The organism is Halomonas flagellata (genome assembly GCF_022487945.1).
GTDB classification, from domain to species: domain Bacteria; phylum Pseudomonadota; class Gammaproteobacteria; order Pseudomonadales; family Halomonadaceae; genus Halomonas; species Halomonas flagellata.
The window spans coordinates 153,997-175,968 of sequence record NZ_JAKVPY010000008.1 but is presented as its reverse complement, the minus strand read 5'-3'; the positions used below and the strand labels follow the sequence as shown (position 1 = coordinate 175,968).

At 67.9% G+C, this 21,972-nt stretch carries 22 protein-coding genes; 14 read left to right on the top strand and 8 right to left on the bottom strand.

Annotation, left to right across the window (positions count from 1 at the left end; translation table 11 throughout):
- Positions 1 to 3: 3 nt before the first annotated feature.
- The 3 genes from trmL to pyrE form a co-directional block, all read right to left on the bottom strand.
- A complete protein-coding gene (gene trmL / locus MKP05_RS08940; protein ID WP_110284347.1) occupies positions 4 to 519 on the bottom strand; it encodes a tRNA (uridine(34)/cytosine(34)/5-carboxymethylaminomethyluridine(34)-2'-O)-methyltransferase TrmL in 516 nt (171 codons plus the stop codon).
- 76 nt (positions 520 to 595) lie between these two features.
- Positions 596 to 1,159 carry a YfaZ family outer membrane protein gene (locus MKP05_RS08935; protein ID WP_110284348.1) on the bottom strand — a complete coding sequence of 188 codons (564 nt, stop codon included), beginning with the start codon at positions 1,157 to 1,159 and terminating at the stop codon, positions 596 to 598.
- Positions 1,160 to 1,204: 45 nt separating this feature from the next.
- A complete protein-coding gene (pyrE, locus tag MKP05_RS08930; protein ID WP_240567966.1) occupies positions 1,205 to 1,885 on the bottom strand; it encodes an orotate phosphoribosyltransferase in 681 nt (226 codons plus the stop codon).
- A 110-nt stretch (positions 1,886 to 1,995) separates the two neighbouring features.
- Between pyrE and MKP05_RS08925 the strand changes: the two genes are divergently transcribed.
- Entirely contained in the window at positions 1,996 to 2,763 is a 768-nt protein-coding gene (locus MKP05_RS08925) for an exodeoxyribonuclease III (protein ID WP_110284349.1), read from the top strand.
- Positions 2,764 to 2,847: 84 nt separating this feature from the next.
- On the opposite strand, the gene rph is transcribed toward MKP05_RS08925, so the two are convergent.
- Positions 2,848 to 3,570, bottom strand: a complete 723-nt coding sequence (gene rph, locus MKP05_RS08920) for a ribonuclease PH (protein ID WP_240567965.1) — start codon at positions 3,568 to 3,570, stop codon at positions 2,848 to 2,850.
- Between the two features lie 114 nt (positions 3,571 to 3,684).
- On the opposite strand from rph, the gene MKP05_RS08915 reads away from it, so the two are divergent.
- The 11 genes from MKP05_RS08915 to MKP05_RS08865 all read left to right on the top strand — a co-directional run bounded on the left by MKP05_RS08915 (position 3,685) and on the right by MKP05_RS08865 (position 15,572).
- Complete coding sequence (locus MKP05_RS08915; RefSeq protein ID WP_240567964.1) at positions 3,685 to 4,548, top strand: YicC/YloC family endoribonuclease; 864 nt, start codon at positions 3,685 to 3,687, stop codon at positions 4,546 to 4,548.
- An 8-nt stretch (positions 4,549 to 4,556) separates the two neighbouring features.
- Complete coding sequence (locus MKP05_RS08910; protein ID WP_240567963.1) at positions 4,557 to 6,317, top strand: transporter substrate-binding domain-containing protein; 1,761 nt, start codon at positions 4,557 to 4,559, stop codon at positions 6,315 to 6,317.
- A 62-nt stretch (positions 6,318 to 6,379) separates the two neighbouring features.
- On the top strand, positions 6,380 to 7,804 hold the full coding sequence (locus MKP05_RS08905; protein WP_240567962.1) for a sigma-54-dependent transcriptional regulator: 1,425 nt from the start codon (positions 6,380 to 6,382) through the stop codon (positions 7,802 to 7,804).
- 351 nt (positions 7,805 to 8,155) lie between these two features.
- Positions 8,156 to 9,622, top strand: coding sequence for an alanine/glycine:cation symporter family protein (locus tag MKP05_RS08900; RefSeq protein WP_240567961.1), 1,467 nt, complete (start codon positions 8,156 to 8,158; stop codon positions 9,620 to 9,622).
- 106 nt (positions 9,623 to 9,728) lie between these two features.
- On the top strand, positions 9,729 to 10,682 hold the full coding sequence (gene glsB / locus MKP05_RS08895) for a glutaminase B (protein ID WP_338072348.1): 954 nt from the start codon (positions 9,729 to 9,731) through the stop codon (positions 10,680 to 10,682).
- Positions 10,683 to 10,747: 65 nt separating this feature from the next.
- On the top strand, positions 10,748 to 11,362 hold the full coding sequence (gmk, locus tag MKP05_RS08890) for a guanylate kinase (protein ID WP_240567960.1): 615 nt from the start codon (positions 10,748 to 10,750) through the stop codon (positions 11,360 to 11,362).
- Positions 11,363 to 11,551: 189 nt separating this feature from the next.
- A complete protein-coding gene (rpoZ, locus tag MKP05_RS08885; protein ID WP_110284354.1) occupies positions 11,552 to 11,812 on the top strand; it encodes a DNA-directed RNA polymerase subunit omega in 261 nt (86 codons plus the stop codon).
- Between the two features lie 49 nt (positions 11,813 to 11,861).
- A complete protein-coding gene (locus MKP05_RS08880; RefSeq protein ID WP_110284355.1) occupies positions 11,862 to 13,997 on the top strand; it encodes a RelA/SpoT family protein in 2,136 nt (711 codons plus the stop codon).
- Positions 13,998 to 14,087: 90 nt separating this feature from the next.
- On the top strand, positions 14,088 to 14,477 hold the full coding sequence (locus MKP05_RS08875) for a RidA family protein (RefSeq protein ID WP_110284356.1): 390 nt from the start codon (positions 14,088 to 14,090) through the stop codon (positions 14,475 to 14,477).
- Positions 14,478 to 14,526: 49 nt separating this feature from the next.
- A complete protein-coding gene (gene thpR, locus MKP05_RS08870) occupies positions 14,527 to 15,057 on the top strand; it encodes an RNA 2',3'-cyclic phosphodiesterase (protein WP_240567959.1) in 531 nt (176 codons plus the stop codon).
- Positions 15,054 to 15,572, top strand: coding sequence for an acyloxyacyl hydrolase (locus tag MKP05_RS08865; protein ID WP_240567958.1), 519 nt, complete (start codon positions 15,054 to 15,056; stop codon positions 15,570 to 15,572). Before thpR ends, MKP05_RS08865 begins: the two co-directional genes overlap by 4 nt.
- Positions 15,573 to 15,581: 9 nt before the next feature.
- On the opposite strand, the gene MKP05_RS08860 is transcribed toward MKP05_RS08865, so the two are convergent.
- Positions 15,582 to 16,457: an SDR family oxidoreductase gene (locus MKP05_RS08860; protein WP_110284359.1), complete on the bottom strand. Its 876-nt coding sequence runs from the start codon at positions 16,455 to 16,457 to the stop codon at positions 15,582 to 15,584.
- Between the two features lie 113 nt (positions 16,458 to 16,570).
- Between MKP05_RS08860 and MKP05_RS08855 the strand changes: the two genes are divergently transcribed.
- Together MKP05_RS08855 and recG are read left to right on the top strand one after the other, a co-directional pair.
- On the top strand, positions 16,571 to 17,491 hold the full coding sequence (locus MKP05_RS08855; protein WP_240567991.1) for a LysR substrate-binding domain-containing protein: 921 nt from the start codon (positions 16,571 to 16,573) through the stop codon (positions 17,489 to 17,491).
- A complete protein-coding gene (recG, locus tag MKP05_RS08850) occupies positions 17,488 to 19,581 on the top strand; it encodes an ATP-dependent DNA helicase RecG (RefSeq protein ID WP_276316568.1) in 2,094 nt (697 codons plus the stop codon). The genes MKP05_RS08855 and recG overlap by 4 nt, the downstream gene beginning before the upstream one ends.
- Before the next feature lie 181 nt (positions 19,582 to 19,762).
- Here the strand turns inward: recG and MKP05_RS08845 are convergent, their stop codons facing one another.
- From MKP05_RS08845 to MKP05_RS08835, 3 genes are all read right to left on the bottom strand, one after another.
- Complete coding sequence (locus tag MKP05_RS08845; RefSeq protein ID WP_110284361.1) at positions 19,763 to 20,119, bottom strand: hypothetical protein; 357 nt, start codon at positions 20,117 to 20,119, stop codon at positions 19,763 to 19,765.
- Positions 20,120 to 20,213: 94 nt separating this feature from the next.
- Complete coding sequence (locus MKP05_RS08840) at positions 20,214 to 20,549, bottom strand: HU family DNA-binding protein (RefSeq protein ID WP_219999963.1); 336 nt, start codon at positions 20,547 to 20,549, stop codon at positions 20,214 to 20,216.
- Positions 20,550 to 20,717: 168 nt separating this feature from the next.
- Positions 20,718 to 21,878, bottom strand: coding sequence for an NAD(P)/FAD-dependent oxidoreductase (locus MKP05_RS08835; protein WP_240567957.1), 1,161 nt, complete (start codon positions 21,876 to 21,878; stop codon positions 20,718 to 20,720).
- Positions 21,879 to 21,972 lie beyond the last annotated feature (94 nt).

The following is a 21,972-nucleotide window of genomic DNA, read 5'->3' as shown; positions in this document are numbered from 1 at the left end:
CGCTTACTCCTTCAGGGTGCCGAGGTTCCCGGGCTGCACCGGGCTGGCCCCGGGCAGGCCCGCCCCCCTGAACCCCAGCTGGCGCCAGGCCTCGAAGACGACCACCGCACAGGCGTTGGCGAGGTTCAGGCTGCGGCTCTCGGGCAGCATGGGGATGCGCAGGCGCCGCTCGGCGGGCAGGGCGTCGAGCATCGCCTGGGGCAGGCCGCGGGTCTCGGGTCCGAACACCAGGGCATCGCCCTCGCGATAGGCCGGCTCATGATAGCCGGTCCGCCCCCGGGTCGATACGGCGAAGACCCGCTCGGGCGCCACGGCGTCGAGAAAGGCGCGCCAGTCGGCGTGCACCCGGACACGCGCCCACTCGTGGTAGTCGAGCCCGGCACGGCGCAGGCGCCGGTCGTCGAGTTCGAAGCCCAGCGGCTCGATCAGGTGCAGGTGGAAGCCGGTATTGGCACACAGCCGGATCAGGTTGCCGGTGTTGGGGGCGATCTCCGGCTGGTAGAGGACGATATCGAGCATCGGGCTCCTGCAGGGTGGCCTTCAACGCAGTCGGGCCCCACCCGGGGCCCGACGCTGATGGCACGGGGGCGGTTACTCAGAAAGAGAGACGAACACCGAGCAGCGGGCCGCTGTCCAGGGTGCGCGAACCGCCGCGGTCGTCGTCGAAATCGGCGCGCAGGGCCCGGTAGCCGACATAGCCGTCGACGTTGGGGGTGAAGGCATAGCGGGCCCGCACGCCCAGCTCGTAGCCGTCGTTCAGGTCGCGGGTACTGACCGCGCTCGGGGTGTAGAAGCCGTAGCCCCCCAGCGACAGCGCCGGCATGGCCGGCACATAGGCATAGCCGTAACCGCCGAGGCCCAGGCCGCCGCCGTCGCCATGGTCGGTGTCGAACTGGGTCCAGCGGGCACCCACGCCGATGTCGTAGTCGGCGTTGCGCTCCACGCCGAGCAGCTGGGCATGGAAGGCCGTGGCATCGCCACGGTCGTCGCTGTCGATCACGCCCCCACCCAGGGCGATGCCGTCGACAAGCTCGCCGGTTGCCTCGAACTGCACGGCATCCTGGCTGAGGTTCAGGTCCAGGCTGGCGGTCTGGGCCTGGGCAAGGGCCGCGGTGCCCAGCAGCGCTGCCCCGGCGATGATGGTGATGGCCCGTCTCATGTCACTCTCCTGTCCGCCCCGTGGGCGTGACTGCTGTGCATCGGGTCAGTCAGCCTGCACGCCGTAGCGCGCGCGATAGTCACGAATGGCCGCCGCATGACCCTGGAGTGCATCGCCTGCATGCTGTTCAAGATAGGCCAGGACCATGTCCAGCGTCACTATACTGATCACCGGCATGCCGTAGCTGGCCTCGACCTCCTGGATGGCGCTCATCGCTCCGTTGCCGCGCTCCTGGCGGTCCAGGGCGATGACCACGCCGGCGGCCCGTGCCCCTGCGGCCTCGATCAGCCCCATCACCTCGCGAATGGCGGTGCCGGCGGTGATGACGTCGTCGATGATCAGGACGCGGCCGTCGAGCTCGGCGCCGACGATGCTGCCGCCCTCGCCATGGGCCTTGGCCTCCTTGCGGTTGAAGGCGTAGGGCAGGTCACGATCATGGTGATCGGCCAGGGCCACGGCGGTGGTAGCCGCCAGCGGAATCCCCTTGTAGGCGGGGCCGAAGAGCACGTCGACCGCCAGGCCGCTGTCGGCGATGGCCCGGGCATAGAAGCGCCCCAGCCTGGCCAGGGCCCGGCCGGTGCGGAACAGCCCGGCATTGAAGAAGTAGGGGCTGACCCGGCCCGACTTCAGGGTGAACTCGCCGAAGCGCAGCACCCCCTGCTCGATGGCGAACTCGATGAACTCTCGCTGGTAGGCTTGCAACTCGCCGTTCTGCTGCCTGGACACGCCGGAATTCTCCACCTCGGCCTCTCTATATCATGTTCATGGGCAAAGGCCATTTACCCAAACGTCGAAACGTCGGGTATCATACACGCGCGACGCAAAAGGGACCATGTATGAAAATCGCCACCATCAATGTCAACGGCATCCGGGAGGCGGTCGGTCGGGGCTTTCTCGACTGGCTGGCCGACCAGGATGCCGATGTCGTCTGCGTACAGAACCTCAAGGCCAAGAGCTTCGAGCTGGACGACAGTATCCTCTACCCGGAAGGCTACGAGGGCTACTTCCTCGACGCCGAGCAGGACGGCTTCTCCGGCGTCGGGCTCTACTGCCGCAAGATTCCCAAGGCCATCATGTACGGCCTGGGCTTCCCGCAGTGCGACCATGAAGGCCGCTTCCTGCAAGCCGATTACGACCGCTTCAGCATCGCCAGCTTCCTGATGCCCGACGGCAGCGACCCGACCGCCAAGCAGACCTTCATGGCCCAGTACCAGGAGTACCTGGCCAAGATGGCCCGCAAGCGTCGGGAATACATCATCTGCGGCACCTGGCACATCGCCCACAAGACCATCGACCTGGCCAACTGGGCGGACAACCAGACCACTCCCGGCTTCAAGCCCGAGGAGCGCGCCTGGATGGACCAGGTATTCGGCCCCACCGGCTTCATCGATACCTTCCGCGAGATCAACCGCGACGCCGGGGAGTACACCTGGTGGCCGGCCCTGGATCAGGACCAGCCACGCTCGCGCCAGGAAGGCTGGCGCATCGACTACCAGGTGGTGGGCCCCAACTTCCGCCGCCACGTGATCGATGCCTGGATCGATACCGACGCCACCTTCTCCGAGTTCGCCCCGTTGATCGTCGAGTACGACCTGACGCTCTGATCGCGCCCCTTCGTCGCCGCTCCGGCTCCGGCCGGAAGGCAGCACGCCGGCCCCGGGGCCGGCGTGCTGCGTTTGGAATGCGTCTCAGCCGCGGATTCCCAGGGCCTCGCGCTGGTGAGCGAACAGCTCGGCCCCGGCCCGTTCGGCCAGGTCGAGCATGGCGTCGAGGTCCGTGCGGGAGAAGGTGCCCGCCTCGGCGGTGCCCTGCACCTCGATCATCCCGCCGCTCTCGGCCATCACCACGTTCATGTCGGTGTCGGCGCCGCTGTCCTCGGGGTAGTCGAGGTCCACCACCGGCACGCCCTGGAAGATGCCCACCGAGACCGAGCTGACCAGTTGCTTGAAGGGGTCGCCCTTGAGCTTCTTCTCGCGTTGCAGGTAGCGGATGGCGTCGATCAGCGCCACGCAGCCACCGGTGATCGCGGCGGTGCGGGTGCCCCCATCGGCCTGGATCACGTCGCAATCCACGGTGATGGTGAACTCGCCGAGCTTCTTGAGGTTCACCGCCGCCCGCAGCGAGCGCCCGATCAGCCGCTGGATCTCCAGGGTACGACCGCCCTGCTTGCCGCGGGCCGCCTCGCGTCCGCCGCGGGTATGGGTGGCGCGGGGCAGCATGCCGTACTCGGCGGTGACCCAGCCCTGTCCCTTGCCGCGCAGCCAGCGCGGCACCCCGGCCTCGACGCTGGCGTTGCACAGCACCCGGGTGTCACCGAACTCCACCAGCACCGACCCCTCGGCATGGCGGGTATAGTCACGGGTCAGGCGGATCTCGCGGGGCTGGTCGGGCTGTCGTCCACTGGGGCGCATAGAACCTCTCGTCTTTCGGTTGGGCATCATGGCCGCGTCGGCCTGGGGGCCGCCATTCTACACCCTTAATCGGGTACACTGGTGCCCCACCGCCGCGACGCATCAGGAGTACCCATGGCTCACAGCATGACCGCCTTTACCCGCCTGGGCCGGGAAGCCGAGTGGGGCAGCCTGCAGCTGGAGCTGCGCTCGGTGAACCAGCGCTACCTGGACCCCCACTTCCGCCTGCCGGAGTGCCTGCGCGACCTGGAGCCGGTGTTCCGCGAGGCGCTGCGCTCGCGCCTGGCCCGCGGCAAGGTGGAGTGCACCCTGCGCTTCGAGCCGGCCAGCGACGCGGCGACCCTGGCCGTCAGCCGCGAACGGCTCGAGGCCCTGGCCGCGGCCCTGGCCGAGGTGCGCGGCGTGGTGAGCGACGCCCCCATGCCCGATGCCCTGGCCCTGCTCGACCACCCCGGCGTGCTCGATGCCCGGGGCCCGGACCTCGAGACCGTCAAGGCCGAGGCCACCGCGCTGTTCGAGGCCGCGCTCGACGACCTGGTCGCCGGCCGCGCCCGCGAGGGCGACAAGCTCGCCGGCCTGATTCGCGAGCGGCTGGCGGCGGTAAACGCCCAGGTGGCCGAGGTACGTCGGCTGATGCCGGAGATCCTCGAGCGCCAGCGCGCCCAGCTGCTGGAGCGCCTCGAGGTGGTCAAGGCCGACCTCGAGCCCCAGCGGCTCGAGGCCGAGCTGGTGCTGCTGGCCCAGAAGGCCGACGTCGACGAGGAGCTCGACCGCCTGGCGACCCATGTCGCCGAGGTCGAGCGTCAGCTGGGCCAGAAGGGCCCGGTGGGGCGGCGACTCGACTTCCTGATGCAGGAGCTCAACCGCGAGGCCAACACCCTCTCCTCCAAGGCGGTGGTCGCCAGCACCACCCGCTGCGCCGTGGAGCTGAAGGTGCTGATCGAGCAGATGCGCGAGCAGATCCAGAACATCGAGTAAGACGGCGAATGACGGTGAAGCGTCCAGGGCTCCCCTTCGTGACCGGAACGGTCACCCGACACCTGCTGCAACGGCTGGCCTGGGCCGCCCTCTGCCTGGCCCTGGCGCCTGGGCAGTGCCTGGCCCAGGCCGGCGACAGCGTCCCTCAAGTCGTCGTCGGGGGAGATCACTACCACCCGCCCTACGAGTTCCTCGACGAGGACGGCCAGCCCACCGGCTACAACGTGGAGTTGACCCGGGCCATCGCCGAGGTGATGGGCATCGAGGTGCAGATCGAACTGGGCGTCTGGAGCGACATGCGCCGCCGCCTGGTAAGCGGCGAGATCGACATCCTCCAGGGCATGTCCTACTCCGAGGAACGCGCTGAGCAGTTCGACTTCGCCCCACCCCACGCCATCGTGCATCAATCGATCTTCGCCCGCCGCGGCGACCCGGCCGTGGAGGTGGAGGGATTGAGGGGCAAGGAGGTGATCGTCCAGCGCGGCGACATCATGCACGACTACCTGGTCGAGCACGACGTGGGCGCACGGCTGATCACCACGGATACCCATGCCGATGCCCTGCGCCTGCTGGCCTCGGGTCAGCATGACTATGCCCTGGTCGCCAACCTGCCGGCGCTCTACCTGGGCCGGGAGCTGGGGCTGACCAACATCGTGCCGGTGGCCAGGCCCTTCTCGTTGCGCTACGGCTACGCGGTGAAACGAGGCGATTCGAACCTGCTCGCCCAGTTCAGCGAGGGGCTGGCCATCCTGAAGAACACCGGGCGCCACCAGGCGATCTACGACAAGTGGCTGGGGCCCCTGGAGGCCCCGGACGGCATTCCCTGGAAGAAGATCGGCCAGGTCGGCGCGGCGGCCTCCGCGGCCCTGCTGTTGATCCTGGGCGGTATCGTGGTCTGGAACCGGATGCTCAAGCGACAGGTCGCCAGCCGCACCGAGGAGCTGCGCCTGCACCAGCAGCAACTGATCCAGGCCGACAAGATGACGTCTCTCGGCATTCTCGTGTCCGGCGTCGCCCACGAGATCAACAACCCCAGCAGCCTGTTGCTGCTCAACCTGCCGGTACTGCGCGATGCCTATGCCGACGCCCAGCCGATTCTCGAAGCGCACTACCGCACCCATGGCGACTTCACGCTCGGCGGCCTCGAGTATTCACGCATGCGCGACGAGATCCCGTACATGCTCGACGACATGCTGGAGGGCACCAAGCGCATCAGGCGCATCGTCGGGGATCTCAAGGACTTCGCTCGGCAAGGCAGCCCGGGCCAGGCAGAAGCGCTGGACCTCAACGAGGTCGTGGGCACCGCCATTCGTCTGGTCGACACCTCGATTCGCAAGGCCACCCGGTGCTTCGCCACGCACTATGCGGAAGACCTGCCCGCCATCGAAGGCAATGCCCAGCGCATCGAGCAGGTGGTGATCAACCTGGTGCTGAATGCCTGCCAGGCCCTGGATGACATGGAGCAGGCCATCGTCCTGACCACCCGCCACGATCGCGACAGGCGCTGCGTGCTCCTCGAGGTGAGCGACCAGGGCCGGGGCATCGACCCCGAGTCGATGAACCTGCTGACCGACCCGTTCTTCACCACCCGGCGCGAATGCGGCGGCACCGGACTGGGCCTCTCCGTCTCCGCCGGTATCGTGCGTGAGCACCACGGCACCCTGACCTTCGCGTCGAGCCCGGGAGAGGGCACCACCGTCACCCTTGCCCTGCCGGTACCGCCGCAACCGCCCCCCGCCGAGGCGCCGTCACCCCCGGCGCCGGGCTGAAACGGCGCAAGAGCGCCGTACGAGAAGCCACGCACTCCTGGACTGTAGGTGGAAAGCGTCCGATGACGAAGAATCTCTACCCCTCCTTTGGCCTGCTGCTCGTCGATGACGAGCCCTCCTTCCTGCGCAGCCTGAGCATCGCGCTGGAGCGCTCGGGCGGCATCACCAACATCCACCGCTGCCAGGACAGCCGGGAGGTCTTGACGCTACTGGAACGCGAGAACATCGGCCTGGTGACCCTCGACCTGACCATGCCCCACCTCTCGGGCGAGCAGCTGTTGGCCCGCATCGTCGAGGAACATCCGGATGTCGGCGTGATCGTGATCAGCGGCCTGAACCAGGTGGAAACGGCCGTGAACTGCATCAAGCAGGGTGCCTTCGACTACTTCGTCAAGACCGACGAGGAAGACCGGCTGCTCGAGGGCATCAAGCGCGCCATTCGCCTGCAGGAGCTGCGCCAGGAGAACCAGGAACTGCGCAAGCGCTTCCTCAACGATACCCTGGAGCACCCCGAGGCCTTCGCCCACATCGTCACCGCCGACAAGGGCATGCGCTCGGTTTTCCAGTACCTGGAGTCGGTGGCGCCAACCAGCCAGCCGATCCTGATCGGTGGCGAGAGCGGCGTGGGCAAGGAACTGATCGCCCGCGCCGCCCATGACCTGAGCGGCCGCGCGGGGCCCCTGGTGTGCGTCAACGTCGCGGGGCTGGATGACAACGTCTTCGCCGACACCCTGTTCGGCCACCAGCGCGGCGCCTTCACCGGCGCCGACCAGCCACGCGCCGGGATGATCGAGCAGGCCGCCGGCGGCACGCTGTTCCTCGACGAGATCGGCGATCTCAGCCGGGCCTCCCAGGTCAAGCTGCTGCGCCTGCTCCAGGAGGGGGATTACTACCCGCTCGGCAGCGATCGTCCCAAGCGCCTGCGGGCGCGGGTCGTGGTGGCGACCCACCAGGACCTGGACGAGAAACAGCGCCAGGGCGAGTTTCGCAAGGACCTCTACTACCGGCTGCGCACGCACCAGGTCCAGGTACCGCCCCTGCGACAACGCAAGCAGGACATCCCGCTGCTGCTGGCGCATTTCCTCGCCGAAGCGGCCGACGAGCTCGGCAAGAGCAAGCCGACCTTCCCGGCGGAACTGCCCGTGCTGCTCTCCACCTACTCCTTTCCCGGCAATGTCCGCGAACTGCGCGCGATGGCCTTCGATGCCATGAGCGTGCACCGCTCCAGGACCCTGTCCATGGAGGTCTTCAAGCGCGCCATGCAGCGCACGGACGACACGCCGCTGCCCAGCCCTGTCGCCCGGCACGCCGCATTCGCGCCCGACGAACCCCTGCCGACACTGCATGCGGTCGCCGACCTGCTGGTCGACGAAGCGATGAAGCGCGCCGAGGGCAACCAGTCCATCGCCTCGCGCCTGCTGGGTATCTCCCAGCCGGCGCTGAGCAAGCGGCTGAAGAAGATGCGCGATGCCGAGCCGGACGACTAGGCAGCCGCCAACCCCTATAACCGGCGCCATACCCATAACCCTGGTTATAACCTGGCGTATCATGCTGTATTACTTGGCTTTTCCATGCCTGATGCAGGCACCTGCCAGCCCACGGTTATACCCCTTCGTCTCGCCCCGGCCAGCAGGCCATCGCCAATAGCCTTTCCATAACAACGGGTTAAATCTTTTCGGCCGGATGGCACGCCATTTGCGTTGTATCTGTCGGCTCGTGACGACCCACGGGCCCCGGAAAGCCCGGCAACGACAGAGACGATTAACAACCACGGCGACGGCCAACACGGCCGCTGCGCACCTTTCCATGCCAACAACAACCACCGGTGGAGATTCATCATGCTGGATGTCATCAACGATATACTCTGGGGCAAGATACTGATCGTGCTGCTGATCGCGGTCGGTATCGGCTTCACCCTCGCCTCCCGCTTCGTCCAGTTCCGCTACTTCGGTCGCATGTTCCGGATCCTGAGTGCCAGCCAGGCGTTCAGACGGGACAAGCACGGCCACCTGAGTTCCTTCCAGGCCCTGCTGCTGTCCGTGGCCGGCCGTGTCGGCGGCGGCAATATCGCCGGGGTGGCGGTCGCCATCACCCTCGGCGGCCCCGGCGCCATCTTCTGGATGTGGGTGGTCGGCCTGATGGGCATGGCCACCAGCTACCTGGAATGCACCCTCGCCCAGACCTACAAGACGGCCGAACCCAATGGCACCTACCGGGGCGGCCCGGCGTACTACATCGCCCGCGGACTGGGCAGCAACTGGAAGTGGCTCGCGAGCCTCTATTCGGTGCTGCTGCTGGTCACCTTCGGCTTCGGCTTCACCGCCCTGCAGTCCTATGCCGTCGCCACCTCGGTGGACGATGCCTTCGGCGTGCCGGTGCTCTTCACCGGGGTCGCCATGGCCATTATCGTCGGCCTGATCATCTTCGGTGGCGTCAAGCGGATCGCCCGGGTGACGGAAGTCCTGGTGCCGGTGATGGCGGTCGGCTACCTGCTGGTCGCCATCGTGGTGCTGGCCCTGAACGTCACCCGTATCCCCGAGGTGATCATGCTGATCGTCAACAGCGCCTTCGGGCTCGAGCAGGCGATCGGCGGCGGCATCGGCGCGGCCATCATGATGGGCGTCAAGCGCGGCCTGTTCTCCAACGAGGCGGGGCTGGGCAGCGCGCCGAACGTGGCGGCGGTCGCCTACGTGCCGCACCCGGCCAACCAGGGCATCGTGCAGGCCTTCTCGGTGTTCATCGATACCCTGATCATCTGCTCGGCCACGGCCTTCACCATCCTGCTCAGCGGTATCTACGACCCGGCCACCACCGCCGATATCGGCGGCGTGGCGCTGACCCAGGCCGCGCTCGCCGACCACGTGGGCGAATGGGGGCGCAGCTTCGTCAGCATCGCCCTGCTGCTGTTCGGTTTCAGTACCATCCTCTACAACTACTACCTGGGGGAGAACAGCCTCAACTTCTTCAGCCGCCAGAACGTGACGCTGTTCAATGGCTTCCGTGTCGCCATCATCGCGCTCTGCGCCTGGGGCGCCACCACCGACCTGGGCACGGTGTTCGGCTTCGCCGACGTGACCATGGGCTTTCTGGCACTGGCCAACCTCATCGCCCTGATCATGCTGTTCAAGCCCGGCCTCAGGGTCATGCGCGACTTCGACGCGCAGATCGCCGCCGGCGCCGAACAGCCCATCTTCGATGCCAGCAAGTTCACCGACCTGGATATCGACCCGGCCGCCTGGGACATCGAGCCCGAGGACCTGCAGTCGCGGCAGCGGGCGGCGGCGGCCAGCCCCTCGTCCAGCTAGACCTCAACCGGCCCGGCCATGGCCGGGCCCCCTCTCGTCCCTGTCAGGGGTCACTGCAACGCATGAATACCTGCACGAAACGCGCTTCGACCCGAGGCCTGGCGTCATGCTGACGATGCAGTCATGGGTGGAGGAGATAGACCGACGCGCGCGGGAGACACTGGGGCAGGGCCGCGTCGCCGATTACATACCGGCGCTCGCGGAGCAGGATGCCAACCGGTTCGGCATCGCGATCTGCACCACCGACGGGGCGCAGTACACGGCTGGCGATGCGCAGGAGCCGTTCTCCATCCAGAGCCTGTCGAAGGTGTTCCTGCTGACCCTGGCCCTGCGTGCGCACGGGGAAGCGCTGTGGGAACGGGTTGGCCTCAACCCCTCGGGGATGCCGTTCAACTCCCTGGCGCAGCTGGAAGCGGAGCGCGGCAGGCCCCGAAACCCCTTCATCAACGCCGGCGCCATCGTGGTCGCCGACCACCTGGTCAGCGCCTTCGCCACCCCCTCGAAGCATATCCAGGACATCGCCAGGACGCTGTCCGGCAACCCCTCGATCCTGATCGACAGGCACGTGCTGGCATCGGAATGGCAGCACCGCTCCCGAAATGCCGCCATGGCCTACCTGATGAAGGCATTCGGCAATATCGACAACGATGTCGACGCCGTCCTCGACGCCTATTTCGCCTGCTGCTCGCTACGCATGAGCTGCCTCGACCTCGCCGTCGCCATGAACTACCTCGCCGCCGACGGCCACGCCCTGGCGACCGGCAAGTCGTTCATCACACCGGACCTGGCGCGCCGAATCAATTCGATCATGTTCACCTGCGGCATGTACGATGCCGCGGGCGACTTCGCCTACCGCGTGGGCCTGCCGGCCAAGAGCGGCGTCGGTGGCGGCATCGTCGCCATCGTGCCTGGCCGGCTGTCGGTCTGCGCCTGGTCCCCGGCCCTCGACGCGAACGGCAACTCGGTAGCCGCCCAGCATGCCCTCGAGCTGCTCACCGACAAGCTGGGAGTCCGGAGCGCCGATATCGCCCCAGCCGGAATGGGGGGCGGCGCCAGGTAGAAGCCGGGGGGCATTGTGCGATAATGTACGCCCTTCCTCGAAGCGGCTCGATCGGACGCATGCCCATGGCCCAAGGTACACTCTTCATCGTTTCCGCCCCCTCCGGTGCCGGCAAGACCAGCCTGGTGCGCGAACTGGTCGAGAGCCTCGACGGCATCCAGGTATCGGTCTCGCACACCACCCGCGAGCGCCGGCCCGGCGAGGTGGACGGCGTCAACTACCACTTCGTCGACGTGCCGGGCTTCGAGGCGATGATCGAGCGGGGCGAGTTCTTCGAGTATGCCCGGGTGTTCGACAACTACTACGGCACCTCCCGCCCGGCGGTGGAAGCCATGCTGGGCGCCGGCCAGGACGTCATCCTGGAGATCGACTGGCAGGGCGCCCGCCAGGTGCGCAGCCAGCTGCCCGAGGCCGTCTCGATCTTCATCCTGCCGCCCTCCCGCAGCGAGCTGGAGCACCGCCTGGCCAACCGTGGCACCGACGAGCACGCGGTGATCGCCCGGCGCATGCGCGAGGCGATCAAGGAGATGTCGCACCACGACGAGTACGACTACCTGGTGATCAACGACGACTTCACCACCGCCCTGCGCGAGCTCCAGTCGCTGGTCATCGCCCGCCGCCTGACCCTGGAGAAGATCCGCGAGCGTCACGGCCCGCTGCTCGCGGCACTTTTATCCTGACCTCCAGCCGCAGGCGCTTGTCATAACCCCAGCCGCAGGCGCTTATCCTGAAACCCCCGCCGCGGCGCTTGTCAGGGGAACCGGGGGTCGAGTAACCTATTGGGTCTATCCATTGGTGGAATCCTGGCCCGCGACCGCCCTCACCGCGGGTCCGGCGCCGATTCCCCACCAGCATTCAGGAAGGCATCCATGGCGCGAGTCACAGTCGAAGATTGTCTGGAAAACGTCGAAAACCGCTTCAAGCTGGTGATGATCTCCACCCAGCGTGCCCGCCAGCTGGCCCGCGGCTCCCGCGACGCCCTGCTGCCCTGGGAGAACGACAAGGCCACCGTGATGGCTCTGCGCGAGATCGCCGAAGGCCTGATCGACGAGAACGTGCTCGACGAACCGGTCGAGGCGCCGGTGCGCATCCGCCGCGAACCCGAGCCGGGTCTCGCCGCCGAGGAGTGATCCCGGCCTCACTTCGCAGGGCTCTCACGCAGGATTCAGGGCGCGCCGCATGTTCACCATCGATGACCTGGCCGACCGACTCGGCGGCTACCTCCCCCCGGACGAGATCCAGCAGGTCAAGCGTGCCTTCTACTACGCCGAGCAGGCCCACGACGGCCAGCGGCGGCGCTCGGGCGAGCCCTACGTCACGCATCCGCTGGCCGTGGCGAACATTCTCGCCAACATGCACATGGACCATCAGAGCCTGATGGCCGCCATGCTGCACGACGTGATCGAGGACACCGGGGTCGGCAAGGAGGCCCTGGCCGAGCAGTTCGGCAAGCCGGTGGCGGAACTGGTCGACGGCGTCTCCAAGCTGACCCAGATCACCTTCGAGGACAAGGCGGTCGCCCAGGCCGAGAACTTCCAGAAGATGGTGCTGGCGATGTCCCGGGACATCCGGGTGATCATCGTCAAGCTCGCCGACCGCCTGCACAACATGCGCACCCTGGGCGCCCTGCGGCCCGAGAAAAAGCGCCGCATCGCCCGCGAGACGCTCGAGATCTACGCCCGCGTCGCCAGCCGGCTGGGCATCAACACCATCCGGGTCGAGCTCGAGGACCTCTCCTTCCAGGCCCTGCACCCGATGCGCGCCGAGCGCATCAAGCGCGCCGTTTCCAGCGCCCGCGGCAACCGCCGCTCGGCGATCCGCCAGATTCAGAATGCCCTGCAGACGAGCCTCGACGACGAGGGGTTGCCCGGCACCGTGGTCGGCCGCCAGAAACACCTGCTGTCGATCTACAAGAAGATGCGCGACCAGCGCAAGCCGTTCGCCGAGATCATGGACGTCTTCGGCTTCCGCATCATCACCAACGACGTCGACAGCTGCTACCGTATCCTCGGCGTGGTGCACAACCTCTACAAGCCGGTGCCGGGCCGCTTCAAGGACTATATCGCCATCCCCAAGGCCAACGGCTACCAGAGCCTGCACACCACCCTGTTCGGTTCGAGCGGCATGCCCATCGAGGTGCAGATCCGCACCCGCGAGATGGAGGCGATGGCCAACAACGGCATCGCCGCCCACTGGCTCTACAAGGCCGGCCAGACCGAGCATCCCATCGCCGAGGGCAGCCATGCCCGGGCCCGGGCCTGGGTCAAGGGGCTGCTGGAGATGCAGCGCCACGCCGGGGATTCGCTCGAGTTCATCGAGCACGTCAAGAACGACCTCTTCCCCGACGACATCTATGTCTTCACGCCCAAGGGCGACATCATGGAGCTGCCCCAGGGCGCCACGGTGATCGACTTCGCCTACAGCGTGCATACCGATATCGGCAACAGCTGCATCGCCTGCCGCATCGACCGCCACCTGGCACCGCTCTCCACCCGGCTCGAGAGCGGCCAGACCCTGGAGATCATCACCGCCCCCGGGGCCAAGCCCAACCTGGCCTGGCTCAATTTCGTGATCACCGCCAAGGCACGCTCGGCGATCCGCCATGCCCTGAAGCACCAGCAGCAGACCGAGGCGGTGCAGCTCGGCCGGCGCCTGCTCAACAAGTCCCTGGCCGACTTCGAGACCAGCCTGGAGGAGCTGCCCGACGGCCCGCTCCGCACCCTGCTGGCCGAGCTCACGCTGAAGAACGAGGACTCCCTGCTGGAGTCCATCGGCCTGGGCACCCGGGTCGCCCATGTGGTGGCACGCCGGCTGATCGACCTGCAGCATGGCGATGCGCGCGCGACGGCGGATCGCCAGGGCCGGCCCCACGGCCCCATCGTGATCAGCGGTGCCGAGGGCATGGTGATCAAGTTCGCCCGCTGCTGCCATCCGCTGCCCGGCGACCCGGTGATCGGCCATCTCTCGGTGGGCAAGGGGATCGTGGTGCATCGCACCGAGTGCCGCAATCTCGGCGAGCTGAAGAGCGACCCGGACAAGCTGTTCGCCCTGGAGTGGTCCGACGAGGTCGACGAGGACTTCCCCGTCGCGTTGCGGCTGGAAGTGGAGAGCCGCCGCGGCCTGGTGGCCGAACTCGCCGGCCTGGCCACCGACGCCGGGGCCAACATCGAGCGCATCGGCATCGAGGAGCGTGACGCCCGGCTGTCGATCGTTCACCTGACCCTGGCGGTGCACGACCGCGTCCATCTGGCCAGGATCATCAAGCGCCTGCGCAACCTGTCCCACATCGGCAGGATCTCGCGCGTCGGCAACTGACTCATTCCCTGGGGAGCCGCGCGCCGGGGACACGGCGGGCGGGTTCCTGTTCTTCAACGATCCTTATCGAACGTCAACGCGGAGCATCCCATGAGCAACAAGGCCGTGATCAATACCGACAAGGCGCCTGCCGCCATCGGCCCCTACTCCCAGGCCATCAAGGCCGGCAACACCGTCTACCTCTCCGGCCAGATCCCGCTGGACCCGGCCACCATGACGATCGTCTCCGACGACTTCGAGGCCCAGGCCCGCCAGGTCTTCGCCAACCTCAAGGCCGTCTGCGAGGAGGCCGCCGGGTCGCTCGGCGAGATCGTCAAGATCAACCTCTACCTGGTGGACCTGGACAACTTCGCCATCGTCAACCGGGTGATGGAGGAGTTCTTCAGCGCCCCCTTCCCGGCTCGCGCCGCCATGGGGGTGAAGGCGCTGCCCAAGGGCAGCCAGGTGGAAGCCGAGGCGGTGATGGTCATCGGCGACTAGAAGGTGGCTGACCCTCGCTCGCCAATTTTCGCAACAGACCAGCGTTGAAATGATGCGGTTGTTCTTCGGCCTGTGGCCCGATGAGGCACTGCGCCACGAGCTGGCCACGCTGGCGCGGCAGGTGCAGGGCACGTGCGGCGGGCGCCGCCCGCGCGACGAGGCCCTGCACCTGACCCTGGCGTTTCTCGGCGATGTCTCCCCGGCGCGGGCCTCGCGCCTGATCACCTTGACCCGACACTTCGACTGTCCGACCGGTCAGTGGACGCTGGACCATCTTGGCTACTTCAGGCGTGGCGGCATTCTGTGGCTGGGCAGTCAGTCACCGGCCCCGGGCCTGGAAGTCCTGTACCAGACCCTCTGGAAAGAGCTGACGGTATGCGGTTTCACGCCCCCGAGGCGCCCGTTCCTGCCCCATGTCACCCTGCTGCGTAAGGCGCTCCACCCCCCCGCGACTACATGCCTAAGCACGTCCCTTGAATGGCGCTTTAATCAGCTGGCACTGATACACTCGGTGCCCCAGCAGCGGGGGGGGTGCTACGCTACCCTCGCTCGAACGGCCTTGCCAAAGGAGTCAACATGAACGTCTCCCCACTCCCCGCCCTCACCCTCGCCGTTGCTCTCGCGCTCTTGTCACTGATCATGACCACCGATGCCTATGCGGACCCGAGTCTTGAGCTCGGGTCCACCAGTGTCAGCACCCCGGCGCTGAGAGTCACCCTCGACCGCGATTACGACCTCAGCCACTGGCACCCGCAACTCAGCCTGCGCCTGGCCACCGGCGTGCTATTACTTCCCGGCGACGACGAAGACGATAATGCGGCCTGGGTGCTGACCCCGGCGTTCCGCTATACCTTCGCCGGAGAGCGCTCGATATTTGTCGAGGGGAGCGTCGGTGCCGGACTGTTTCTCAATACCCGAGTCGAGTCGCGCGAGCTGTCCACCGCCTTCCAGTTCGAGTCACGCATTGCCACCGGGGTGAAGTTGGGCAAGGGGGGCGAGCTGGGCATCAGTGCCGTGCATTACTCCAATGCCCACATCAAGCCGCCCAACAACGGGTTAGAAGCTTATTCGGTCACCTATCGCCACCCTTGGTAGGCAGCACAGTCAAGCCTTCAGGTGTTGCAGAAAGCCACTCTCCTTGAGCACCTGGGCATAGCCCTCGCGGTAGCTCGGGTAGCGGAAGACGTAGCCGCTCTCCAGCAGGCGGGCGTTGTCGCAGCGCTTGCTGGCCCGGCGGCGCAGCGGCGACTGGATGGTCTCGGTGGCCTCGACCTTGAGCTGCCTGGCCAGCCAGGTCATCACCTCGTGTAACGGCGCCGGCTCGCAGTCACTGGCGAGATAGAGCTCATGGAGCGGCTCGCCGGCCAGCGCCAGGCCGATCAGGTGCGCCAGCACGCCGGCGCAGTCATCGCGGTGGATGCGGTTGGTATACATGGCCGGGCTGGCGGGCGCGATACGCCCCTCGCTCACCTGGCGAATCAGCCGGTCGCGACCGGGGCCATAGATGCCCGAGAAGCGCACCACCGTGCCCGGCAGCTGGTGATCGATCAGGGCCTGCTCGGCCTCGCGCATCAACTGGCCGGAGAAGCCCGATGGCGCCGTGGGGCTGGCTTCATCGACCTTCTCGCCGTCCTGCTGGGCGTAGACGCTGGTGGAGGAGACGAAGAAGACATGACGTGGCCGCTTGCCGCGGCCGGCGTATTCGGCCAGCACCGCCTTGAGGCCGCCCGGATAGGCCGCCCGATAGGCCTCCTCGTCGAAGTGATCGGCGCTGACCACATAGACCAGCACGTCGGCATCCGGGAGCTCGGCCAGGCGGGGGGCGTCGCCCAGGTCCGCGGACACGGCTTCGAGGCCACTGCCTTCCAGGGCCGCCGTGTTGCGCCGTACGCCGATCACCCGCTGGCCTGCCCGCTGCAGCCGTTGTCCCAGGGCCATGCCGATATCGCCACAGCCCAGAATGAGAGTCGTCTTCTTCACCTTTCCCTCGCCCCCTGATAAAAAGTCCCTATTGGCATTATTCTGTCCCTGTGCATCGCGCCCCCGTGCGTCGGGGCAACACCCGTATCGAGAGGATGCCTACCGGCACCAAGATGACTCTAACAGAACTTCGCTACATCGTAACCCTGGCCCAGGAACGCCACTTCGGGCGCGCCGCAGAGCACTGTTTCGTTTCCCAGCCGACCCTGTCGGTGGCGGTCAAGAAGCTCGAGGAAGAGCTGGGCGTGGCGCTGTTCGAGCGGTCGAAGTCAACCGTGCAGGTCACCCCGCTGGGCGAGAAGATCGTCGAGCAGGCCCAGCGCGTGCTCGAACAGAGCAGCGTGATCAAGGAACTGGCCACGGCCGGCCGCGACCAGCTGGCCAGCCCGCTGCGCATCGGCGCCATCTATACCATCGGGCCCTACCTGTTCCCGCACCTGGTGCCGGCACTGGCCGCCGGCGCCCCGCAGATGCCGCTCTACATCGAGGAGGGCTTCACCGGCAACCTGAGGCGCAAGCTGAGAAACGGCGAGCTCGATGCCATCATCATCGCCCTGCCCTTCACCGAGACCGACGTGGTCACCAAGGCGCTCTACGAGGAGGAGTTCGAGGTGCTGATCCCGGCCGACCATCCCTGGGCCGTGCGGGAGAGCATCGACAAGGAGGCCCTGCTCGAGGAACGCCTGCTGCTGCTGGGCGAGGGCCACTGCTTCCGCGACCAGATCCTCGAGGCCTGCCCGGCCATCAGCCACAAGCTCAACAGCCCCAGCAATACCCTCACCGCCGAAGGCGGCTCGCTGGAGACCATCCGTCACATGGTGGCCTCCAAGCTGGGCATCACGGTACTGCCGCGCTCGGCCATCGGCACCGGCCACTACGAGAGCGGGCTGCTGACCAGCCGGCCGTTCAGCCCGCCGTCACCCTCCCGCACCGTGGCCGTCGCCTGGCGGGCCAGCTTCCCGCGGCCCAGGGCCATCGATGCCGTGACCGACGCCATCGCTCGCTGCCGCGAGACCGAACCCGAGCCGGCATGAGCGCTGACATAAATGCCCTTGATGCACCGGTCACGTCACTCAAGGGGGTCGGCGAGGCGCTGGTGCTGAAGCTCGCCCGGCTGCGCATCGCCAGCGTAGCCGACCTGCTGTTTCACCTGCCCCTGCGCTATCAGGATCGCACCCGCATCACCCCCATCGGCACCCTGCGTGCCGGGCACGAGGCGGTGGTAGAGGGCGAGGTGGTGGCCGGCGAGGTGGTCCGCGGTCGTCGGCGCAGCCTGCTGGTACGGCTGCGCGACGGCTCCGGCATCCTCAGCCTGCGTTTCTTCCACTTCTCGCCGGCCCAGCAGCAGCAGTTCCGCCCCGGCGCGCGGGTGCGCTGCTTCGGCGAGGCCCGGGCCGGGGCCACCGGGCTGGAGATCTACCATCCGGAGTATCGGCTGCTCAGCAGCGATGCCCCGCCGGTGGAGGATCACCTGACGCCGATCTATCCGACCACCGAGGGGCTGCACCAGACGCGGCTGCGGCCGCTGATCGAGCAGGCTCTCGCGTGCCTCGACGCCACCCCGGAGGCGCTGCCCGACTGGCTCCCCCAGGCGCTGCGCAGGCGCTTCGGCCTGCCCGAGCTGCACCACTGCCTGCGGGCCCTGCACCAGCCGCCCCCGGAGGCCGACCCCGAGCAGCTCGCCAGCGGCCGTCATCCGGCCAGCCGCCGCCTGGCCCTGGAGGAGCTGCTCGCCCACCAGCTCAGCCTGCGCGAGGTGCGCCTGCGCATCCAGGCCGACGGCGCTCCCCGGCTGCCCAGCGGGCGCGGCCTGCAGGCGCGCTTTCTCACCCAGCTGCCGTTCTCGCTGACCGCCGCCCAGCGCCGGGTACTCGACGAGATCGCGGCCGACCTGGCGCGCGAAATGCCGATGCTGCGCCTGGTCCAGGGCGATGTGGGCTCGGGCAAGACGGTGGTGGCGGCGATGGCCGCCCTGTCGGCCATCGCCGGCGACTGCCAGGCGGCGATGATGGCGCCCACCGAGATCCTCGCCGAGCAGCACTACCGCGCCTTCCGCGCCTGGTTCGAACCGCTCGGCATCGAGGTCGCCTGGCTGGCCGGCAAGCTCAAGGGCAAGGCGCGGCTGGACACCAAGGCGGCGATCCTCGATGGCCGGGCGCGCATGGTGGTGGGCACCCATGCCCTCTTCCAGGGCGACGTCCACTTCCAGCGCCTGGGGCTGGCCATCGTCGACGAACAGCACCGCTTCGGCGTGCACCAGCGCCTGGCGCTGCGCGAGAAGGGCGAGGCCGGGGGACTGACACCCCACCAGCTGGTGATGACCGCCACGCCGATCCCCCGCACCCTGGCGATGAGCGCCTACGCCGACCTGGATGTCTCGGTGATCGACGAGCTGCCGCCCGGCCGCACCCCGGTGAAGACGGTGGTGGTGCCCGACGAGCGCCGCCCCGAGGTGGTGGCGCGTATCCGCCATGCCTGCGCCGAGGGCCGCCAGGCCTACTGGGTCTGCACCCTGATCGAGGAGTCCGAGGCGCTGCAGTGCCAGGCCGCCGAGGCGACCCGCGACGAACTCACCGAGGCTTTGCCGGCGCTTTCCATCGGCCTGGTCCACGGGCGCATGAAGGCGGCCGAGAAGGCCGCGGTGATGGACGCCTTCAAGGCCGGCGAGCTGGACCTGCTGGTGGCCACCACGGTGATCGAGGTGGGCGTCGACGTGCCCAACGCCAGCCTGATGATCATCGAGAACCCGGAACGACTGGGGCTCTCCCAGCTCCACCAGCTGCGCGGACGGGTCGGGCGCGGCTCCACCGAGAGCTTCTGCGTGCTGCTCTACCACGGGCCGCTCTCGGCCCACTCCCGGGAGCGCCTGTCGGTGATGCGCGAAACCACCGACGGCTTCCGCATCGCCGAGAAGGACCTGGAGCTGCGCGGCCCGGGCGAGGTGCTGGGGACCCGCCAGACGGGGCTCGCCCAGATGAAGATCGCCGACCTGGAGCGCGATGCCGACCTGCTCGAGCGGGTCTCGCCACTGGCCGAGGCACTGCTCGCCACCCACCCCGAGGCCAGCCGGCCGCTGATCCGTCGCTGGCTGGGCGAGGAGGCGGGGCGCTACGGGCAGGTGTGACAGGGCCGAGCGCCGAGCAGGATGATAGCGTGTTACGACTGATGCGAGCGGCGCCGGGGACAGGGTGGAGCGGAGGTCATTCTTCAGGGAAGAAGAATGTAGCGCCCAGGGAGGGGTTCACAGCGCCTCCGCGTAGACCTGTCGCCGGGAAAGCCGCGACGTCAGGCAACCCCTTGGGCGTTCAAAGGTGCTTCAGCAGCCGCTGCAGCCTCTGCAGGTCGCCGGAGTCGCCGACCAGGCGCACGGTGCCGGCCATCATGCCGTCGAGGAAGGCCTGCTGGGTGGGCTTCTTGAGTACCCTGAGGGCCGTGGCCTCGTCCTCGAAGCGCAGCTCCAGGTCGAGATCCACCGGCAGCCCGGCGCCGGTGCGGATGCCGCGTGGCGTCATGCGGTAATGACGGGCGATGGAGAGGTCCTCGGTGCCGATGCCCCAGTCGAGGCCACGCATGTCGGTGAGCAGTTCGCGGAAACGGGGCTTGCGGCGCAGGGCACGCTTGAGCAGCAGTCCCAGCAGCCAGAGCATCAATCGCAGCTTCATGTCGATTCCGCCGCCCGAGGAGTGGTGAGGAGATGGTCCTGCGGCCCGCGTCCCCGCGGGCCGCTTCAGAGCACCGGCTGGCTTTCGAGATGGCCTATTGGGTGACGGCGTCCTTGAGCCCCTTGCCCGGCTTGAAGGCCACGGTCTTGCTGGCCGGAATCTTGAGCGGGGCACCGGTCTGGGGGTTCTTGCCGGTCCGAGCGGCGCGCTCGCGCACGGTGAAAGTGCCGAAGCCGATCAACGAGACATCCTGCCCCTGGGACACGCTGCCGGTGATCTCGTCGAGGATCACGTTGAGCACCTGGCTCGCCTTGTCCTTGGAGAGATCGGCACGCTCGGCAATCGCCGCAGCGAGTTCTGGTTTACGCATACAGCCCTCCTGGTATTGGCTTGATTCCCGGCGAGATCGCTCGCCGGTGTTGTTGTTGATATCTGAGTCAATGACACCCTGCTTTTTGTATCACTCGCATGCGGCCTCCCCAGAACACTCCATCCGGGTCGGGTGACGCGCGATCGGAATGACGACATGCGAATGACACCAATCAGCAACGACGCAGCAGACCCGGCAGAAGCGCCGGGGGCGCCGTCGTTGACGACACTAGCCTAGCAACGGCGGGGCCGCCCGCGCCAGTTCGACTTTCCGACGGACGCAGGCCCCTGTCAACGCAAATCCGATCAAACGTCCGTCCTCGGTCTCGGCGAAGGCGGCCAGATCGCCCCCCTCCCCCTCGATGCGCCAGCGTGCCGGCGACCGGGCCGGCGGCAACGCCACCACCGGCAGCAATGGCGTCTTGACCAGCACCGGCCAGGCGCCATAGGCCACCGGCGTGGGGGTCCCGGCCAGCGTCCTGGCCAGGGCCTTGGCACTGGCCTGCAACGGCAGGACATACATGGCATTGACCCCGTCGACGCAGGCCACGTCGCCCAGCGCAAAGACCCCGCGGGCCGAGGTGGCGAGCAGGCGGTCGGTGAGGATGCCCGCGTCGCCGACCGCGAGCCCGGCCGCCTCGGCAAGGTCGGAGCGGGGCCGCAACCCGGTGGCGACCAGCACCAGGTCGGCCGCGAGCCGGCTGCCATCGCTCAACGCCACGCCGACATGGGTGCCCGCCGCCTCCAGCGTATCCAGATGACGCCCCAGATGCAGTTGCATGCCCGCCGCCTCGAAGGCCTCGCCGAGGGCGCGGCCCAGGGGTTCGGGCAGCAGCCTCGGCAGCGGCGCCTGCTCCGGCGCCACCAGGCTCACCCGATGGCCACCGGCGGTCAGGTCGTTGGCGAACTCGCAGCCCACCAGCCCCACGCCGATGATCGCCACCCGCGCCGGCCGACCGAGCGCCGTCAGGGCGGCGTGGAAAGCGCGATAGTCGTCCAGGTCGTTGATGGTGAAGACACGATCGTGCAGGGCCTCGGGAATGGCAAAGGGCCGTGCCGGCCTGGCACCGGTCGCCAGCACCAGCTCGCTCCAGGGCAGGCGCTCCTCCCCGAGGCGCAGGGTGCGGGCCCGGGGGTCGATGGCGTCGACCCGGGTGTGGGTGCGCACCACGGCACCCAGCCGGTCGGCCACTTCCAGCGCCGAGCGAGCCGCCAGCCGCCCCGGGGGCAGATGCTTGGCGAAGCCGGTGGAGAGCAGCGGCTTCGAGTAGTTGTCGCCACTGTCGGCGGTGATCAGGGTGACGGGACGCTCGGCGTCCAGGGCCCGCAGCTGGCGGAGCAGGCCGATGCCCGCCATGCCGGAGCCGATGATGGTCAGGGGAGCGCTCATGGAACTCCTTCGTGCACTGGGCCCACGCCGGGGCTACCACGGGGAAGCGTCTGGAGACGACATGTTACACTACGCACCCCTCCACAGCCCCGGA

Excerpts from the sequence above, each read along its gene's own strand:
- recG (WP_276316568.1), top strand. The coding sequence starts at position 17,488 with ATGAGCGCTGACATAAATGCCCTTGATGCACCGGTCACGTCACTCAAG.
- MKP05_RS08865 (WP_240567958.1), top strand. The coding sequence starts at position 15,054 with ATGAACGTCTCCCCACTCCCCGCCCTCACCCTCGCCGTTGCTCTCGCG.
- MKP05_RS08875 (WP_110284356.1), top strand. The coding sequence starts at position 14,088 with ATGAGCAACAAGGCCGTGATCAATACCGACAAGGCGCCTGCCGCCATC.
- thpR (WP_240567959.1), top strand. The coding sequence starts at position 14,527 with ATGATGCGGTTGTTCTTCGGCCTGTGGCCCGATGAGGCACTGCGCCAC.
- rph (WP_240567965.1), bottom strand. The coding sequence starts at position 3,570 with ATGCGCCCCAGTGGACGACAGCCCGACCAGCCCCGCGAGATCCGCCTG.
- MKP05_RS08935 (WP_110284348.1), bottom strand. The coding sequence starts at position 1,159 with ATGAGACGGGCCATCACCATCATCGCCGGGGCAGCGCTGCTGGGCACC.
- MKP05_RS08845 (WP_110284361.1), bottom strand. The coding sequence starts at position 20,119 with ATGAAGCTGCGATTGATGCTCTGGCTGCTGGGACTGCTGCTCAAGCGT.
- trmL (WP_110284347.1), bottom strand. The coding sequence starts at position 519 with ATGCTCGATATCGTCCTCTACCAGCCGGAGATCGCCCCCAACACCGGC.
- MKP05_RS08900 (WP_240567961.1), top strand. The coding sequence starts at position 8,156 with ATGCTGGATGTCATCAACGATATACTCTGGGGCAAGATACTGATCGTG.
- MKP05_RS08880 (WP_110284355.1), top strand. The coding sequence starts at position 11,862 with ATGTTCACCATCGATGACCTGGCCGACCGACTCGGCGGCTACCTCCCC.
- MKP05_RS08925 (WP_110284349.1), top strand. The coding sequence starts at position 1,996 with ATGAAAATCGCCACCATCAATGTCAACGGCATCCGGGAGGCGGTCGGT.
- glsB (WP_338072348.1), top strand. The coding sequence starts at position 9,729 with ATGCTGACGATGCAGTCATGGGTGGAGGAGATAGACCGACGCGCGCGG.
- MKP05_RS08910 (WP_240567963.1), top strand. The coding sequence starts at position 4,557 with ATGACGGTGAAGCGTCCAGGGCTCCCCTTCGTGACCGGAACGGTCACC.
- MKP05_RS08915 (WP_240567964.1), top strand. The coding sequence starts at position 3,685 with ATGGCTCACAGCATGACCGCCTTTACCCGCCTGGGCCGGGAAGCCGAG.
- gmk (WP_240567960.1), top strand. The coding sequence starts at position 10,748 with ATGGCCCAAGGTACACTCTTCATCGTTTCCGCCCCCTCCGGTGCCGGC.
- rpoZ (WP_110284354.1), top strand. The coding sequence starts at position 11,552 with ATGGCGCGAGTCACAGTCGAAGATTGTCTGGAAAACGTCGAAAACCGC.
- MKP05_RS08905 (WP_240567962.1), top strand. The coding sequence starts at position 6,380 with ATGACGAAGAATCTCTACCCCTCCTTTGGCCTGCTGCTCGTCGATGAC.
- MKP05_RS08855 (WP_240567991.1), top strand. The coding sequence starts at position 16,571 with ATGACTCTAACAGAACTTCGCTACATCGTAACCCTGGCCCAGGAACGC.
- MKP05_RS08835 (WP_240567957.1), bottom strand. The coding sequence starts at position 21,878 with ATGAGCGCTCCCCTGACCATCATCGGCTCCGGCATGGCGGGCATCGGC.